Source organism: Roseateles koreensis (assembly GCF_028595305.1).
In the GTDB taxonomy this organism is placed as follows: domain Bacteria; phylum Pseudomonadota; class Gammaproteobacteria; order Burkholderiales; family Burkholderiaceae_C; genus Paucibacter_A; species Paucibacter_A koreensis.
In genome coordinates this window covers 186,653-201,207 of sequence record NZ_JAQQXS010000005.1, presented here as the reverse complement: position 1 = coordinate 201,207, position 14,555 = coordinate 186,653, and the positions used below count along the sequence as shown (strand labels likewise).

10 protein-coding genes are annotated in these 14,555 nt (G+C 62.0%); 4 read left to right on the top strand and 6 right to left on the bottom strand.

Annotated elements, in window-relative coordinates:
• The first annotated feature begins 46 nt into the window (after positions 1 to 46).
• Genes PRZ01_RS07230 through PRZ01_RS07220 form a run of 3 tightly spaced genes read left to right on the top strand, consistent with a single transcriptional unit; the run spans position 47 to position 2,773 of the window.
• Positions 47 to 1,465 carry a histidine kinase gene (locus tag PRZ01_RS07230; RefSeq protein WP_273596098.1) on the top strand — a complete coding sequence of 473 codons (1,419 nt, stop codon included), beginning with the start codon at positions 47 to 49 and terminating at the stop codon, positions 1,463 to 1,465.
• A complete protein-coding gene (locus tag PRZ01_RS07225) occupies positions 1,462 to 1,893 on the top strand; it encodes a hypothetical protein (RefSeq protein ID WP_273596097.1) in 432 nt (143 codons plus the stop codon). The genes PRZ01_RS07230 and PRZ01_RS07225 overlap by 4 nt, the downstream gene beginning before the upstream one ends.
• 49 nt (positions 1,894 to 1,942) lie before the next feature.
• Positions 1,943 to 2,773 (top strand): LytR/AlgR family response regulator transcription factor, encoded by an 831-nt coding sequence (locus PRZ01_RS07220; protein ID WP_273596096.1) that lies wholly within the window; start codon positions 1,943 to 1,945, stop codon positions 2,771 to 2,773.
• 30 nt (positions 2,774 to 2,803) lie between these two features.
• Here PRZ01_RS07220 and PRZ01_RS07215 read toward each other — a convergent pair whose 3' ends face one another.
• From PRZ01_RS07215 to PRZ01_RS07195, 5 genes are all read right to left on the bottom strand, one after another.
• On the bottom strand, positions 2,804 to 3,484 hold the full coding sequence (locus PRZ01_RS07215) for a lysoplasmalogenase (protein ID WP_273596095.1): 681 nt from the start codon (positions 3,482 to 3,484) through the stop codon (positions 2,804 to 2,806).
• A 2-nt stretch (positions 3,485 to 3,486) separates the two neighbouring features.
• Positions 3,487 to 5,547 carry an ATP-dependent helicase gene (locus PRZ01_RS07210; protein WP_273596094.1) on the bottom strand — a complete coding sequence of 687 codons (2,061 nt, stop codon included), beginning with the start codon at positions 5,545 to 5,547 and terminating at the stop codon, positions 3,487 to 3,489.
• A gap of 73 nt (positions 5,548 to 5,620) precedes the next feature.
• The gene (locus PRZ01_RS07205) at positions 5,621 to 7,048 is read right to left on the bottom strand and encodes a right-handed parallel beta-helix repeat-containing protein (protein ID WP_273596093.1); all 1,428 of its coding nucleotides are present in this window, start codon (positions 7,046 to 7,048) and stop codon (positions 5,621 to 5,623) included.
• The gene (locus PRZ01_RS07200; RefSeq protein WP_273596092.1) at positions 7,045 to 9,522 is read right to left on the bottom strand and encodes a hypothetical protein; all 2,478 of its coding nucleotides are present in this window, start codon (positions 9,520 to 9,522) and stop codon (positions 7,045 to 7,047) included. The genes PRZ01_RS07205 and PRZ01_RS07200 overlap by 4 nt, the downstream gene beginning before the upstream one ends.
• 109 nt (positions 9,523 to 9,631) lie before the next feature.
• Positions 9,632 to 11,014, bottom strand: coding sequence for a serine/threonine-protein kinase (locus tag PRZ01_RS07195; RefSeq protein WP_273596091.1), 1,383 nt, complete (start codon positions 11,012 to 11,014; stop codon positions 9,632 to 9,634).
• A gap of 376 nt (positions 11,015 to 11,390) precedes the next feature.
• On the opposite strand from PRZ01_RS07195, the gene PRZ01_RS07190 reads away from it, so the two are divergent.
• Positions 11,391 to 12,089: a helix-turn-helix domain-containing protein gene (locus tag PRZ01_RS07190; RefSeq protein WP_273596090.1), complete on the top strand. Its 699-nt coding sequence runs from the start codon at positions 11,391 to 11,393 to the stop codon at positions 12,087 to 12,089.
• Positions 12,090 to 12,145: 56 nt separating this feature from the next.
• Here the strand turns inward: PRZ01_RS07190 and PRZ01_RS07185 are convergent, their stop codons facing one another.
• Positions 12,146 to 14,254 (bottom strand): primosomal protein N', encoded by a 2,109-nt coding sequence (locus tag PRZ01_RS07185; RefSeq protein ID WP_273596089.1) that lies wholly within the window; start codon positions 14,252 to 14,254, stop codon positions 12,146 to 12,148.
• Positions 14,255 to 14,555 lie beyond the last annotated feature (301 nt).

Sequence of the window (14,555 nt, the reverse complement as noted above, 5' to 3'; positions counted from 1 at the left end):
CCGACTTGCGTACAGTGCAAAGCCAAGGCATCAGCAGGTCCATTCCATGAACGCAGGCAAGACATTGACGAACTACGAGCGCTGGCAGCGCTTTTCGCAAACCGTGGTGCAGGGATTTCATGTCTATGCCAACTGGCTGGTCGGCATCAGCTGGCGCCGTTTCGTGGTGCTGGCCATCGCCCTGATCATTGCCGCCAATATTCTGCAAGAGCTGCCGCCCTTCACCTGGCGCATCAATCACCAGGTGGTTGAGGACCCCATCGACGCGGAAGAACCGCCCGCCCCGCCAACGCCAACCCCAGCACCCGCCCCCGCCAAGACCGCCAAGCCGCAGATCAAGCTGGACAAGCCCCTGCACTACGAAATCAATATCGACGAAAAAGGCGTGCGCATCGCCCCCTCGGATGCTGCTAACAGCAAACCCGCTGCCTCAGCGGCGTCGGATGCAGCAGCCAGCGCGCCCGCTAAGGAAGACAACCCACCCGCCGTTCACGTCGATTTACCCCCCGGCGCCAACGCCGCACAGGTGAAGCAAGCCATCGAAGAAGCCAAGCAGGCGATTGAAGAAGCCATCCGTGACGCCCGGGATGCCGCTCAAGAAAGTGCCCGCGAAGCGCAACAGGCCGAGCGCGACGCGGCGATGGAGGCACAACGCGCCTCACACAAGCTACGCAACACCACCACCGTGGTGCGCCTGGGCGACTATTTGGTCAATCTCGCGGTGCTGTTTGTGCTGGCCTCGGCGGTCATCAAGATCACCTACAAAGGCCGCATCCAGGCCGAGGTGAAGGCCGCGCAAGCCACCGAGACGGCGGAGGCCGAATCCCTCAAGCGCCAGGTGGTGGAGGCTCGCATGGCGGCCATGCAGGCGCAGGTGGAGCCGCATTTCTTGTTCAACACGCTGGCCTCGATTGACCATTTGATTGAAACCGACCCACCGCGCGCCTCGATCATGCAGAAGAATCTGATCGCCTTGCTGCGCGCCTCGATGCCCACCATGCGCGAGGCCAACGCCAGTGGGGTGCGCGATCTGGGGCGCGAGTTGGCTGTCATCCGGCCCTATCTCGAAATCCTCAAGGTGCGGATGGAGGAGCGCTTGCAAACGGTGATCGATGTGCCGGACGGCTTGCTGTCTGCCGAGTTTCCACCCATGATGATTCAGAGCTTGGTCGAGAACGCGATCAAGCACGGCCTCGAACCCAAGGCCGAGGGCGGCAGCCTGAAGGTCAAGGCCGAAATCGTTCACGGCAAACTCGCCGTTAGCGTGGCAGACACCGGTTTGGGCTTTGGCCGGGCGGCAACCGCCGGCACAGGCGTGGGCCTGGCCAATATCCGTGAACGCCTGAGCCTGCTGCACGGTGCCAAGGCCAGCGTGTCGATCACCGAAAACAAACCCTCCGGCTGCATCGTGACCCTTAGCGTGCCCTACCGCAGCTGCGCACAAGATGAAGGAAGCCAAGCATGAAAACGACCCTCAAACTGATCTTGCTGATTGGCCTGTGCGTGGCCTTGACGAGCGCACTTACCGGCGGCTTGCTATGGCATTTCGCCTCAAGCTCGCCGGACTTTCACCTCACCATCAACGGGCAGGAATTCACTCAGCTGAGTGAATTCAAAGGCATGGCGGGCGGGTTGTTGGGCTGCGTGATTGCCGGCCTGGTGCTGTGCATCGTGCTGCCTTTGGCACTGCTATTCAGCGTGGCCTTGCCGGTGTTGATTCTCGGCCTGGTTTTCGGTGCCCTGCTGCTGGCATTTTTGGGTGTCGGCGGGCTGCTGTTCTCGCCGCTGATCCTGCTTGCTCTGCCGCTATTTCTGCTGGCGCGGCTGCTGCGATCCCCCAAGAAGCGGACGCGGCCCGCCTCATCCCAAGCCGGCCCGGCCTCGCGGGGCTGAAGGCCGCAATTGGCCGCCCACCCATCGACTCACCCCCATCCCTAACGCCATGACCACCCACACCCCGCCCACGCCCGTACGCGCCATCATTGCCGACGACGAACGCCTGATGCGCGAGCAGTTGCGCAGCCGCCTGGCCGATGTATGGCCTGAACTGGACATCGTGGCCGAGGCCAAAAATGGCCTCGAAGCCGTGGCCCTCGTGCGCGAGCACCGGCCCGATCTGGTCTTTCTGGACATACGCATGCCGGGGCTTACCGGCGTCGACGCAGCGCGCCAGATCGCCCAGTTGCCCGAGGACGAAGACTGGTTGGTGCCCGAGATCGTGTTCATCACTGCCTACGACCAGTACGCCGTCGAAGCATTCGAGCAAGGTGTGGCCGACTATGTGCTCAAGCCCGCCGAGCGGGAGCGCCTGACCTTGACGGTGGACCGCATCAAAAAGCGCCTGGCCGCCAAGCAAGGCAACGACGCCGACAACCTGAGCGCCAGCCCCCCACTGCAACAACTGCTGCACAAATTGTCAGCCCAGCTGAATCCGGGTGGCAAACCCAGCTACCTGCAATGGATTCAAGCCACCGTAGGCCAGGCGATTCAGATGATCCCGGTGGAAGAGGTGCTGTTCTTCATCAGCGATGAAAAATACACCCGCGTGCAAACGGCGCGCGTGGAAGCACTGATCCGCAAGCCGATCAAAGAGCTGGTGGATGAGCTCGACCCGGCCCTGTTCTGGCAAATCCACCGCTCCACGCTGGTCAACGCGCACGCCATCGACGGCATCACCCGCGACTTCCGGGGCCGGCAATTGGTGGGCGTGAAAGGTCACGCCGAAAAGCTAGAGGTCAGTCGCAGTTACACGCACCTGTTCAAGGGCATGTAACTCGAGCGTTAGGACGTTGCCGGGGCGTTGTTAGGACGTTTTGACACCCTTGGGCGACAACCAAGCCACGATGCAGGTCTGCCCCGCCCAATATAAACTCAGCACGTACAGCGTGGCTTGCGGCACGGGGCCGGCAAATTTGTTGGTGGCCAGCACCGCGTCAGACAGCACGAACAACAAGCCGCCCAGCGCCAGCCAGCGCCCACGCACCGCCTCAGGCTCAGCCTGCGCACGCCACCCAACCACGGCCGCCTGCGCGCCCATGGCGGTCAGGCACAGCACATAGACGATCACCGGCCCCTGCAAAGGCGTGGGCACGCCGGGCCACAAATGGCTCAGCACACCGCCGGCCAGCAAACCGTAGCCCAAGAACGGCCAAGGCCAGGCGGCAAACCGCTGCACCCGCGTGAAAGCCCACAAATAGCAAAGATGGGCGCATAAAAAGGACAGCAGGCCGAAGATGAAGCCCTGCTCGGGCCACAACAAGGCCACATCACCCCCCAGAGAAAACCACAGGCCACGCAAGACCCAGGGACGCGTACGCGACTCCTGCGGCAAAGCCTGCCCTCGCGGCCACGCATAAGCAATGATGAAAAACGTGGTCAGCGGCTTCAGTACAAAGAAGTAACTCGTCAGACGGGCGCCATCGGCCGCAATGGCGGCGATGGCCGCAAGCAGTATCAACAGGGGCAAAAACCTACTCAATCTCATCGTCAATCTTTCGCTTGTTGTGCCGCAGTTGAGGCCGCGCCCTTGGCGGCAAACGCTTCCCGCAGGCGCTTGAGTTTCTCGCGCGGGTCTTCTTTGGCTTCGCCTTCGTTCAGGCGCATCTCGGTGATGAAGCGGCTGGGGATGCCCATCACCAGTTCGCGGCTCTTTTTGCGCCGCCGCAGGGTGCTCACGGCTAACGTCGTGCGGGCACGGGTGATGCCCACATACATCAAGCGGCGTTCTTCTTCCAGACGCTGAGCGGTCATCTCTTCGTCGTCGGCCTTAAAGGGCAGTAGGCCTTCATTGACACTGGCGAGAAATACATGCGGCCACTCCAGGCCCTTGGAGGCGTGCAAGGTAGTGAGCGTGACTTGGTCCTGCTCCTCGCCGCGCTCGGCCATGGAGAGGATCACGCTGATGGTTTGCGCCACCTGCAGCACGGTTTGTTTTTCGCTCTCGAAGGTGGCGCCGCCGTCTTGCGTAATTTCACCACCGCAGCGCTTGGCCACCCAGTCGACAAAATCGAGCACATTGTTCCAGCGCGCTGCGGCGACTTTTTCGTTCTCTTCGTTGTCGTAGAGATGCTGTTCGTAGGCAATCTCCTTGAGCCACTCCAACATCAGCGCCTTGGCCTCCTTGGCGCCGCTGGTGTGCTTGGCCTTGAACTCCAGGTCGGTGATGAAGCGGCCGAACTCGTGCAGCGAACCCAGCGCGCGCGTGGTCAGCGCCGCACCCAAGGACTCGGCAAACAGCGACTCGAACATGCTGCACTTCCAGCGCCCCGCGAACTGGCTGAGCGAGCCCAGCGTCTGGTGACCAATGCCGCGCTTGGGCGTGGTGATGGCACGCAAAAATGCCGGATCATCGTCCTGGTTGACCAGCAGGCGCAGCCAGGCGCACAGGTCCTTGATTTCGCTCTTGTCAAAAAAGCTCTGGCCACCCGACACCTTGTAGGGAATCTCAGCCCGGCGCAGCGCTTGCTCAAAAATGCGCGCCTGGTGGTTGGCGCGATAGAGGATGGCGAAATCAGCAAAGGCCTGACACTTGCCCTCGGCGCGCAGGGCCTGAATGCGGGCCACTGCACGCTCGGCCTCGTGCTCTTCCCCGTCGGATTCAAGCAACTGCACCGGCTCGCCATCGCCAAACTCACTCCAGAGCTTTTTCTGGAACAGCTTGGGATTGATGGCAATGACGTTGTTGGCGGCGCGCAAGATGGCGCCGGTGGAGCGGTAGTTCTGCTCCAGCGGGATCACCTTGAGATTGGGAAAATCCAGCGGCAGGCGCTTCAGGTTTTCGATGGTGGCGCCGCGCCAGCCGTAGATGCTTTGGTCGTCATCGCCCACGGCGGTGAACATGCCTCGGCTGCCCACCAGTTGTTTGAGCAGATCGTACTGAATGGCATTGGTGTCCTGGTATTCGTCCACCAACACATAACGCAATTGCTCCTGCCACCGACCACGCGCCTCAGGATGGGCTTCCAGCAAACGCAACGGCAGGCTGATCAGGTCGTCAAAGTCCACCGCCTGGTAGGCGGCCAGGCGCTCTTGATAACGCTCCATCACCACGGCAGCAGCACGCTCGTTATCGTCTTTGGCGACCAACAAGGCCTGCTTGGGCGACAGGCCCTGGTTCTTCCACAGCGAGATGATCCATTGCCAGGACTTGGCCTGGTTGGCGTCCACCGTGCCCCCGGCGTCCCGCAACAGGCCGAGCACATCGTCGCTGTCGAGAATGGAGAACTGCTCTTTCAACCCGACCAGCGTCCCCTCCTGGCGCAGGATGCGCACGCCCAGGCTGTGGAACGTGGAAATCACCAGGTCCTTGGCCGCACGCGCGCCAATCAGGTGCTTGGCGCGCTCGCGCATTTCTTGCGAGGCTTTGTTGGTGAAGGTGATGGCGGCGATGTTTTTCGACGCATAGCCGGCCTGCAAAAGACGGGCAATTTTCTGGGTGATCACCCGCGTTTTGCCCGATCCTGCGCCAGCAATGACCAAACAGGGCCCGTCCAAGTGATGGACAGCCTCAAGTTGTGCGGGATTCAGGGTAGAAGGTGCTTCGGCCACGGGACTTCTTCAAAAGGGCTGAGCATGATAGCGAGTGGTGCGCGTCTTGGTACACCGTCTTGGCATAACGCGGTCATTCGACTGAACAGGCCGCATCGCCCTCCAAGGCACCAGGAAAGGTGCCGGCAGGACGCTTTTTCCCGCAGAAATCATCCGCCACGGCCGGCACGGAGGGCACCCGCTCGGGCGCTTTTCGCCAAGCCAGATTGAGCTGATCGGGTGCAGCAAAGGTGGCCTCGGCCTGCATGGCCTGGTTCATTTCACGCTTGAGGCTGCTGCCATTCTTGAGCATCACCTTGCCTTCAAACAAATTGCCGTACAGCTGGGCCTGCGCGCCCTCCCCACGCAAGCTGATGCCGGAGGTGTTGATGAGGGTGTTATGGGCTAGCAAGATGTGCGTGCTGTGGTTGACGTCCAGCCCGACATCGTTGCAATGCGCCACGATGTTGTTGGCGGCCAGGCCGTTGCTGTGCTCAAAGTGCTCGCAGCCGTCTGCTCGGCAAAAGGCGGGGCCGGTGCCACCGCCGCCGAATGAAATCCCCACACGCACACCCGTGCGCGAGATTTCGGACGCAGAGCAAATCACCAGATTGCGCTCGATGCGGGCCCCTTCGCCCCCGCCTTTGACGAACAGGCCATAAGACACTTGATCGCCCTGCTCTTTGACAAAGTTGCGCACCAGGTTGTCGTCGATGTGCCAAAAATTTCCACCCACCAGATCGACACCCACCACCGGCAGCGAAGTCTTGCGGGGCCGCGCGTTGCTCAACGTGTTGTGACTCAGAAGCCCATGGTCGGGCCACCGCCCGTCAACCCCGTTGATCTTGACGGGCGCGTTGAAATTTTCAAGCACGCTGTTGCGCAGCACGAAAAAATCAGCCGGCCCGACAACATGAAATGCGTGCTCGCAATCACTGTCGCGCAAGCAGACGCCGGTGATCGTCAGATCTTCAAATACCCAATACGGCTGGTCAACCAGAAAGCCTTCAACCGTGTTCATTTCGATCCGTGTTGTGTCGGGCACGGCCGCACGCACCACGATGGGCGCCAAGCCAGAGCCTGGTCCGCCGAGCTTCAAGGACTTTTGAAATCGATAGGTGCCCGGCGCCAATTCGATCACCATGCCGGCGTGGGCCTGCTGCAAGGCCTGACGCAATTCATCCGCCGTGTTGACCCCCACGCTCGCTGCCACACGCCCCTCCCCCACACGCGCCGGCTGACGCCCCTTACCCAGTTGGGGCAGTTGCACCGACACGACCGGCCGCTCGACACGTTGCTGCAGCTGCAACAACACGGGGCGAAAGATGGCGTGCAACTCTTCATACGGCGCCAACGCGGCGTCGGCATAACGAATCAGTTCATTGGGGCTGCGGCGGCCCATTTCGTCCCAAACCTGCTTGGGAGAAACGTCCAGCACAGCAATACAAGCCCACGCCAGCGCGACTCCCAGCAAGGCCACGCCGCTCAAGAGTACGAGAAGGAATTTCGTCGCAAATTTCATAGGCGGGTCAATGTCCTGGCGGCATGCGGGCTCGCGCCTTGCAAGGTCAGGGCGTGAAGCAATAGGGTGTAAAACATGAAGGAGATGCGAGGTGTGTCCAGCAGACTGTCTACCGCGCCCACGATCAAAAAGCCGAGCAAAGCGGCGGCCAGGGCTGGCGCCACTTCGTGCTGACGTCCACGGCCGACGCATACATTCCAGAACGCCAGCCCCACGGCAGCAAGCAACAGCAACAGGCCCACAATGCCCTGTTCATACAGCACATGCACGATCAGGTTCTTGGCGTGCCAGGGCATGTGGTGACGATCGCTGGAGAAGAACCAGCGGGCCATTTCTTGGTCAAAATTGCCGTTGGCCAGCAAATCGCGGCCCGAGCTGTCGTGCAGGGCCATCTGGGTCAAGTCAACCTGACCGCGCATATTGCCCACCGCCAGGGCGAAGGACACCAGGCGGGGTGCATACCAGGCTCCGCCCATTTCAGCCGCCGTACCCAAAGGAATTTGCAGCGTTTGCCAATCAGGGCTGGCCGCCAATTCTTGCGTGTGAGACAGGCAACTGTCCGGGTAGAGCAAGTGCCGCGCACAAACCTCCACATGCAGACTGACCGGCTTGACAGCGCGGGCTCGCAGCATCAACTGAACGTTGCCCTGAGGCGGCGCAATCCGCTGCCACACCCGAAACATTTCGCCATGCCCGAGCATGTGCTGACCCGCACTGAGGGCCAAATAACTTTGAGCCTCCTCGTGCTTGACGCGGTAGTCCCCCACATGCGAGTCGGGCAGGCCGCTGAAATATTGGCCCGCCAGAAAACGGCCCGCCCCTTTGCCCAGCCACCGCTCATCCGCGCCGGAGAGCAACCCCAGGCTCTGACGCCAATGCCGCTCGCGGCCCTGCCAATCATCCTGGCTGTTGGCGGCTCGGTTCAACAAGTAGGTGCCGCCGCTCAACGCTGCCACCGCCGCCGAGGCAATCAGCAGGCCCACAAACATCAAGGCTTTGTGGCGCCACTGCTGCTGCGAATTGCGCCGCCCCCAAGGCCACAGGCCGGGCCGCAGCAGGGTCAACAACATCAAGCCCGCCAACATCAGCACCGCCAACAAGGTCAGCACGCCGGCTTGCATGCCGCCCCAATTGCCCGCCACCAGCACCGTGCCGCCCAACAGCCACAACCAAGCACCCACCAGCAAGACCGCGTGCGACTCATGCCAAGGCCGCGCCCGCAAGCGCCAGCACAAGCCCAAATTCAAGGCCAGTACCAGGGCGTACAAAACGTAGGCCAATTTAGTGAACCACAAGACCAGCAGCCCGCACAGGCTGCTCAACACGCAAGCCCCCACCAGCCCGATGAACCAGGCGCTGCGCCGTTGGCGCAAGGGCTGCTGCCACAAAAGTTGCGGCAGCGCCAACAAGGACAAGGCCGCGCCCACCAGCGCCAGCAAGGCGCGATAGCCCCCTCCGCCCGCAAACACCAGACCCGCCGACACCAGCAAAGCCAGCGCCCATAGCGCCATACCCACACGCACTTCGCCGGCCGGTGGCCTGCCAGTGGCCGCAGTTGCTGGCCTGTCAGCAACTGCAACGGCATCAATTGCGGGCACCCCTGTTTGACGCGCGCGCAAGACCCCCATCAACACCACGCCCAAAGGCACCGACACATAGACGATGCGAGAAAAGGTGGTCAATGCCACGTACGCAGCCAGCAAGCTCAGGCCGGTAAGCGCAGCAAAGGTGGAGCGCGTTTGCGCACGCAGCAAGGCGAGCACCGCGAAGGGAATGCTCATGGACAAACAGGCATCCAGGGCGGCACCGCCGACGTGCATTTCCCAGAACAAGGCGGTGGTGCGGTAGTCGCTTGAAAAATTGAGCAGCCCCGGAAACGCCACGCGCTCCCACAAGGCCGCCAGGCTCACGCACAAGACCGCCAGGCTCAGGCCCCAGAGCAGGGTGCGCCCCACTTGCTTCGGCTGGCGGGCGCCAACCTCCATCCACAAAGGCAGCATCAGCAGCGCCTGAAAGAAACTCTTGCCCACTCGCACACTGTTCAAGGGCTCGTGGTAGCCCTGAAACCAGCCCCATGTCAAGCCGCCGGCATCCGCCACGCCGCGCACCGTGGCAGTCAACAATGCGACGGCCATGGCCAGCAACAGCAAGCTCACGGCCGGGGTCAGCACCAGGGCCTGGCGCGCTTTTGTCGAGGATTGCCGATGCCGTTCACGCGGGCGCGGCGCCAAGCCCCAAGCCAGATAAGCACCGGCGGCTGCGGCCAGCACCAGCAGGTCCAGTTCTTCAACCGTGAGCCAACCGGACCAAGAAGCCAAGCCCAGGATTGGCAAAACGCCCAGAATAAGCGGTGTCCACGTCCAGGCACGGAAGGCCAATGCCAACACCAGCGCAAAGAGCGCCGCAGCCCCGATGCCAGACAAGGGATGGTGACTCGCCAACCAAGCACCGGCCAGCGCGCAAGGCAGCCCCATCAACAAAGGCAAAAAGGCCAGACGCCTCGAATGAGGTGATGCTGGTGGCGTGGCTGGGGACGGGGTAGATCGACTCATAGACAGACCGCCCACACCACGGTCGCCATGCTCAAGGCCGCAACGCGCCAGATGCGACGGGCGGTGCCTCCTGAGCGGCGGCGCTCAGCGGGGACTCGGCGTTAGGGTCAAACGTGCCGCCCTCACCTGGCACCACGCCCGACGCCGCCGACAGGTCCGGCTTGATCCCATAACCCTGAGTTTTCACGGCCGCCTTGCCCATTGATTTGAGTGCGGGACGGGTGTCGCCATGGCCGGTTGGCACAAGCGTCGCGGTATCGCGTGCGGGTTCAGGCGGAGCATCGGTCAGATCGACAGGCTTGCCCGGTTGCTGTTGCTGTTGCAGTGACACGGGCTGCGGATCGGAGGGCAGTGCCGCCGCGACCGATGGGCGCAAGGCCGCCAGTTCGCTGTCCGGGCCCTTGGCCGCGAAATGCTGCCATTGAACCCTCAGCACATCACGCGCCACCCAGGCCCCGGCCATCAGCACACCCAGCAAGACCAAGGCCGCCAGCCATCGCCCCCCGCTGCGCGCGGGCGACCACGGCGAAACCGTTGATTCAATGGCCACGGCCAGGGGCTCCCGCAGTTCAGGCATCGGCTTGAAGCTCAGCGCCGAATGATCCTGCCCAGCCAGCCAAGCCTTCAAATCATTGGAAAAATCATCCACGCTGGCATAGCGAAATTCAGGCTGCGGCGCCAGCGCCTTGTGGATCAAGGCATCCAGACTGAACTGCGCCTTGGGGCTCAAGGCGGGCTCCACGTCGCCAGAGCCCGCCACACCGGCCATTGCCTCGCCCATCACCAGCGCGCGCAGCAGCGCACCCACGCCAAAAACTTCGCTGCCCAAGTTGGGCACTTCACCCGCCAAGATTTCGGGGCTGGCATAGCCCGCTGCAGAACTCAACGCCATCACATGTTCAAAAGGGCTGCTGGGTTCAGCCATGCGCATCAGGCCCAAGGCCATCAGTCGAACCTGATGGTCATGGCCCAGCCACACCATGGAGGGATCGATTTCAGCCCACAGCCAGCCTTGCTGATGCGCGGCGCGCAAGGCCTCGCAAAACTGCAGCAACAAGGCCAGGCGCTCCCTCAAGGGCAGAGCGGCGGCCGCCTGCAACAGAGGCCGACCCTGGCCTCGCTCGAAAATCAGATACGGCTGCCCCGTAGGCGTGACGCCGCTGTCCGTGGGGGGGGCGAGCGCGGGATGGCTCAGTTGTTCAAACTCTGCAGCCAGATCCCCAAACCGCAACATGACGGCTATAGAACGCTCGTCCCGGGGCAAAATCGAGGCGACCGCCGTTTGGTCCTTAGCCAAAGCGTGGCTCACACCGTACCACTGGGCAGGTTGGCCGGACGACCCCCAGGGCGCCACGCCACCACTCTCCAACGCAGAGCGCACCCGCCATACGCCCAGGGCCAAGCCCTCGCTCATGGACACAGGAGCGGCAGGCGGGGGAAGGTTTAGTTCTGGCATGCGCATAGGAAAGTTACCGTGATGTTAGTGTGCTCATCGCCAGTTTTTGCCCCTCTAACTACAAAGCCCCACAGATAGGGGGAGTGCGGCGACAGTCACGCCACAAGGGCACACGAACAGTCGGGCAGGCATCATCCCAGTTTTCAGGTGACAAATCGACAGACCCTACGCGCAGGCGCATATCCCCAAACTGTATGAAAAGCACGCCCCCCGACGATCAGATTGACACTACGATCGAAATTCAGCGAAAAACAGATACCCATATCTATCAATAGCGCCGTTTTAATCCGTAATTTTTGCGGCACAAGTGAGAAATTTTCGGCAAAATTGACGAATGCCAAACAAACAAATTCAAACCGCCGACGAAAGTCACGACTGCAGCACGATGGAGGTCGCCCGCATGCTGGGCTTGGCCGTTCGATCGGTTCAGTTGATGGTTGATCGTGGCGAGTTGGTGGCCTGGAAGACGCCCGGCGGCCACCGGCGCATTTCCCGCAGCTCGGTCGAGGCCTGGACTGCACAGCGCATGAATGGCGCAAGCGCATCACGCACCGAGCGGAGCGCACGCGCTGAATGGGCCGCCCCGGCGCTGCCTCCGCGCACCAAAGCATCCCGCAACGCGCCCCCCTCAGGTGCGCCCCGGATGCTGCTGATTGAAGATTCCGTTCACTTCCAAAATTTAGTGTCGCTCCTCGTCGGTCAGCAATTTCCAAGTTTGGAGTTGCACGTGGCCCATGACGGCATTGTCGGATTAGCAATGTGCGGTAATTTGCTGCCCGATGTCTTGATCGTCGATATCTTGCTGCCGGGCATTGACGGTGCCACGCTGATCACCAGCCTGCGCTCGCAGCCTCAATTTGCGCAAAGCAAACTGATTGTGGTGACGTCACTGAGCGAGGCTGAACGCGCGCCATACGCCTTCGCCCTGGAGGGTGTGCCTGTCATCCACAAGCCCAATCTGGTTCGTGACTTGCCAGGTTTGCTGCGCGAAGCCTTGGCGGAAGCCGGCTATCCGGCGGAGCCTCTGGCCTGAATTTGAGCGCGGCCCGCGTCGCCCATTGAGATCAGCCGCGCAACAACGTAACGACCTCAAATCGCCAAGGGGTCCACGTCCACCGCCCAGCGTAGCAGTCCCTTGTGCGTCCGCTTGAGGGCGTGAAGTTCAGGCATCCACATCGACAACAGGTGCTGCAAAGCCCCACGGCTGGCGGCTTCCACCAGCATCTGCATGCGCTCGACGTTAGCAACCCGGGCCACGCTCATGGGGATGCAGGGATAGATCAGCACCTGTGAGGCCGGCGGCAATTGCTGGGCAAAAGCTGCGGCTGCGTCGAGAAAGCCCTTGGCGACCTCCACCGTCCGCCCTTCGGCACGCAGCAGCGCCAAATGGGCGAAGGGCGGTAGCCCGGCGGAGGCGCGCTCAGCGAGTTGGCTCTTCGCGAATGATTCGAAATCATGCTGGACCAGCGCCTTGTACAGGGCGTGCTCAGGGTGCCAGGTTTGCACCCACATCTCACTGCGGGCGGCCTGCTCGGCATCGCGCCCTGCCCGCCCACCTGCTTGCATGAGCAGGGCGAACAGCCGCTCCGGCGCCCGAAAATCACTGCTGAACAAGGCACCATCTGGGTTGACCGCCGCCACCAAGGTGATGCGGCGAAAGTCGTGCCCTTTGGTGATCATCTGGGTGCCCACCAGGATATCCACCTCGCCATCGTGCACTGCTTGCAAGGCCGCTTCCAGCTGACCCTTGTGCTTGGTCGAATCGGCATCGATGCGAGCTACGCGCGCGCCGGGAAAAGTCTCGGCGAGTTGCTCTTCCAGCCGCTCGGTACCTCGCCCGAGCGGCGCGATGTCCTGATTGCCGCAGGTGGGGCAGGCAAACGGCACTCGCTCGGTGAACCCGCAGTGGTGACAGCGCAAGGTTCGGTCACCTTTGTGAAAGACCCGCCAGGCGCTGCAATGCGGGCAGTCGCTTTTCCAGTTGCATTCACCGCAATGCAGCACCGGCGCGTAGCCGCGCCGATTCAAGAAGATCAGGCTTTGCTCGCCGCGCTCCAGCCGCGCTCTCAGCGCCTGAATGAGCGGTGCAGTGAGCGCCGTCGTCACACCCTTGGTCAAGGGCAACATCTTCATGTCGAACAGGCGCACTCTCGGCAGGGCGCCGCCGCCAATGCGCCCGGGCAACACCAGGCGCTTGTAGCGCCCTTCATTGGCACGCTGCCAGCTTTCGAGCGAAGGGGTTGCCGAGCCCAAGATGACAGGTATTTTTTCCTGATGGGCGCGGTAGACGGCCAAGTCGCGTGCTGAATAGCGGGCCCCGTCTTGCTGCTTGTAAGAGGGGTCGTGCTCTTCATCGACCACGATCAGTCCCAAACGGGGCAACGAGGCGAACACCGCCAGACGCGTGCCCAGCACCAGCTCTGCCTCGCCCAGATGGGCCGATAACCAATGGCGCAGGCGCTGCGCGGGCGTCAGTCCGCTGTGCAAAGAAACCATGCGCCGGCCGGCAAAGCGCTCGGCAAAACGCGCCTCCAATTGCGGCGTCAAATTGATCTCAGGCACCAGCACCAGCACTTGGCGGCCTTGGCTAAGGGCATGCGCCGCCGCCCTCAGATAAACCTCAGTCTTGCCACTGCCTGTTACACCATAAAGCAGCACGGGTGCGGGTGCCGTTTGCGGCACATCGGCCTGGAGCAAGGCATCCAACTCGGCCAGAACCTGGGCTTGCGCGGGATTGAGCGTAGGGCCGGCTGCATCCGTGACTGAAACTTCCTCCCCCGGGCTGCCAATCGACGCGCCAACGGGCAACTTCGCTGCACGTTTCAGGCGCAACTTGAGCTGCTGGCTGTCCAGATCGCGCAACTGCGGCGGCAGCACCGACAAGGCCACCTCGCCAATGCTGCGTTGGTAATAACTGGCGGCGAACTCGATCAAGCGGCACCAGGTGCGGCTGAGCGGCGGCAAGGCGTCCAAAGTGGATTGAATGGGGCGCAAGGAAGCAGGGTCGATCTCCGACGCGGAATTCCCCGGCCAGACGATGCCCAAGGTTTCTCGCCGCCCAAAAGGCACCCGCACCAAACTGCCGGGCGGCAAGGGGCCAGGGCTCAGATAGTCCAGGGGATCGATCAGTCCGCTGTGCTGAGGCGCATCCACCGCCACTCGCAAGACGGTGTCATGCGCTTGCAGCGTTTCACTCATGGGGCCCCAGGCACAAATCGGCCAAGGCGCGCATGTTCGCGAAAGTTCGCCTTAAATTTGCGCGCTAAGTACATGATTTGAATGGGCAAAAATATCGGTAAGAAATCTGTGGATAACTTTGTGGGAAAAGTGCGAGAGACACAAGGACGACAGCCTTGTCATCGCCACTCGGCCGGATGAGCCGTTTGGCGCAGTGAATCCACAAACCATTGAAATTCAATCACTTAGCATTCAACCGGGAAAACCATGATGGGATTCATCCCATGAAATATTCCGCTCAGCACACTGCCCCGTTTTGGGG

What these genes read in the sequence shown, in the direction of transcription:
- PRZ01_RS07225 (WP_273596097.1), top strand. Translation starts at nt 1,462, where the DNA reads ATGAAAACGACCCTCAAACTGATCTTGCTGATTGGCCTGTGCGTGGCC.
- PRZ01_RS07195 (WP_273596091.1), bottom strand. Translation starts at nt 11,014, where the DNA reads ATGAGCGAGGGCTTGGCCCTGGGCGTATGGCGGGTGCGCTCTGCGTTG.
- PRZ01_RS07190 (WP_273596090.1), top strand. Translation starts at nt 11,391, where the DNA reads ATGCCAAACAAACAAATTCAAACCGCCGACGAAAGTCACGACTGCAGC.
- PRZ01_RS07205 (WP_273596093.1), bottom strand. Translation starts at nt 7,048, where the DNA reads ATGAAATTTGCGACGAAATTCCTTCTCGTACTCTTGAGCGGCGTGGCC.
- PRZ01_RS07200 (WP_273596092.1), bottom strand. Translation starts at nt 9,522, where the DNA reads ATGGGGCTGCCTTGCGCGCTGGCCGGTGCTTGGTTGGCGAGTCACCAT.
- PRZ01_RS07215 (WP_273596095.1), bottom strand. Translation starts at nt 3,484, where the DNA reads ATGAGATTGAGTAGGTTTTTGCCCCTGTTGATACTGCTTGCGGCCATC.
- PRZ01_RS07220 (WP_273596096.1), top strand. Translation starts at nt 1,943, where the DNA reads ATGACCACCCACACCCCGCCCACGCCCGTACGCGCCATCATTGCCGAC.
- PRZ01_RS07230 (WP_273596098.1), top strand. Translation starts at nt 47, where the DNA reads ATGAACGCAGGCAAGACATTGACGAACTACGAGCGCTGGCAGCGCTTT.
- PRZ01_RS07185 (WP_273596089.1), bottom strand. Translation starts at nt 14,254, where the DNA reads ATGAGTGAAACGCTGCAAGCGCATGACACCGTCTTGCGAGTGGCGGTG.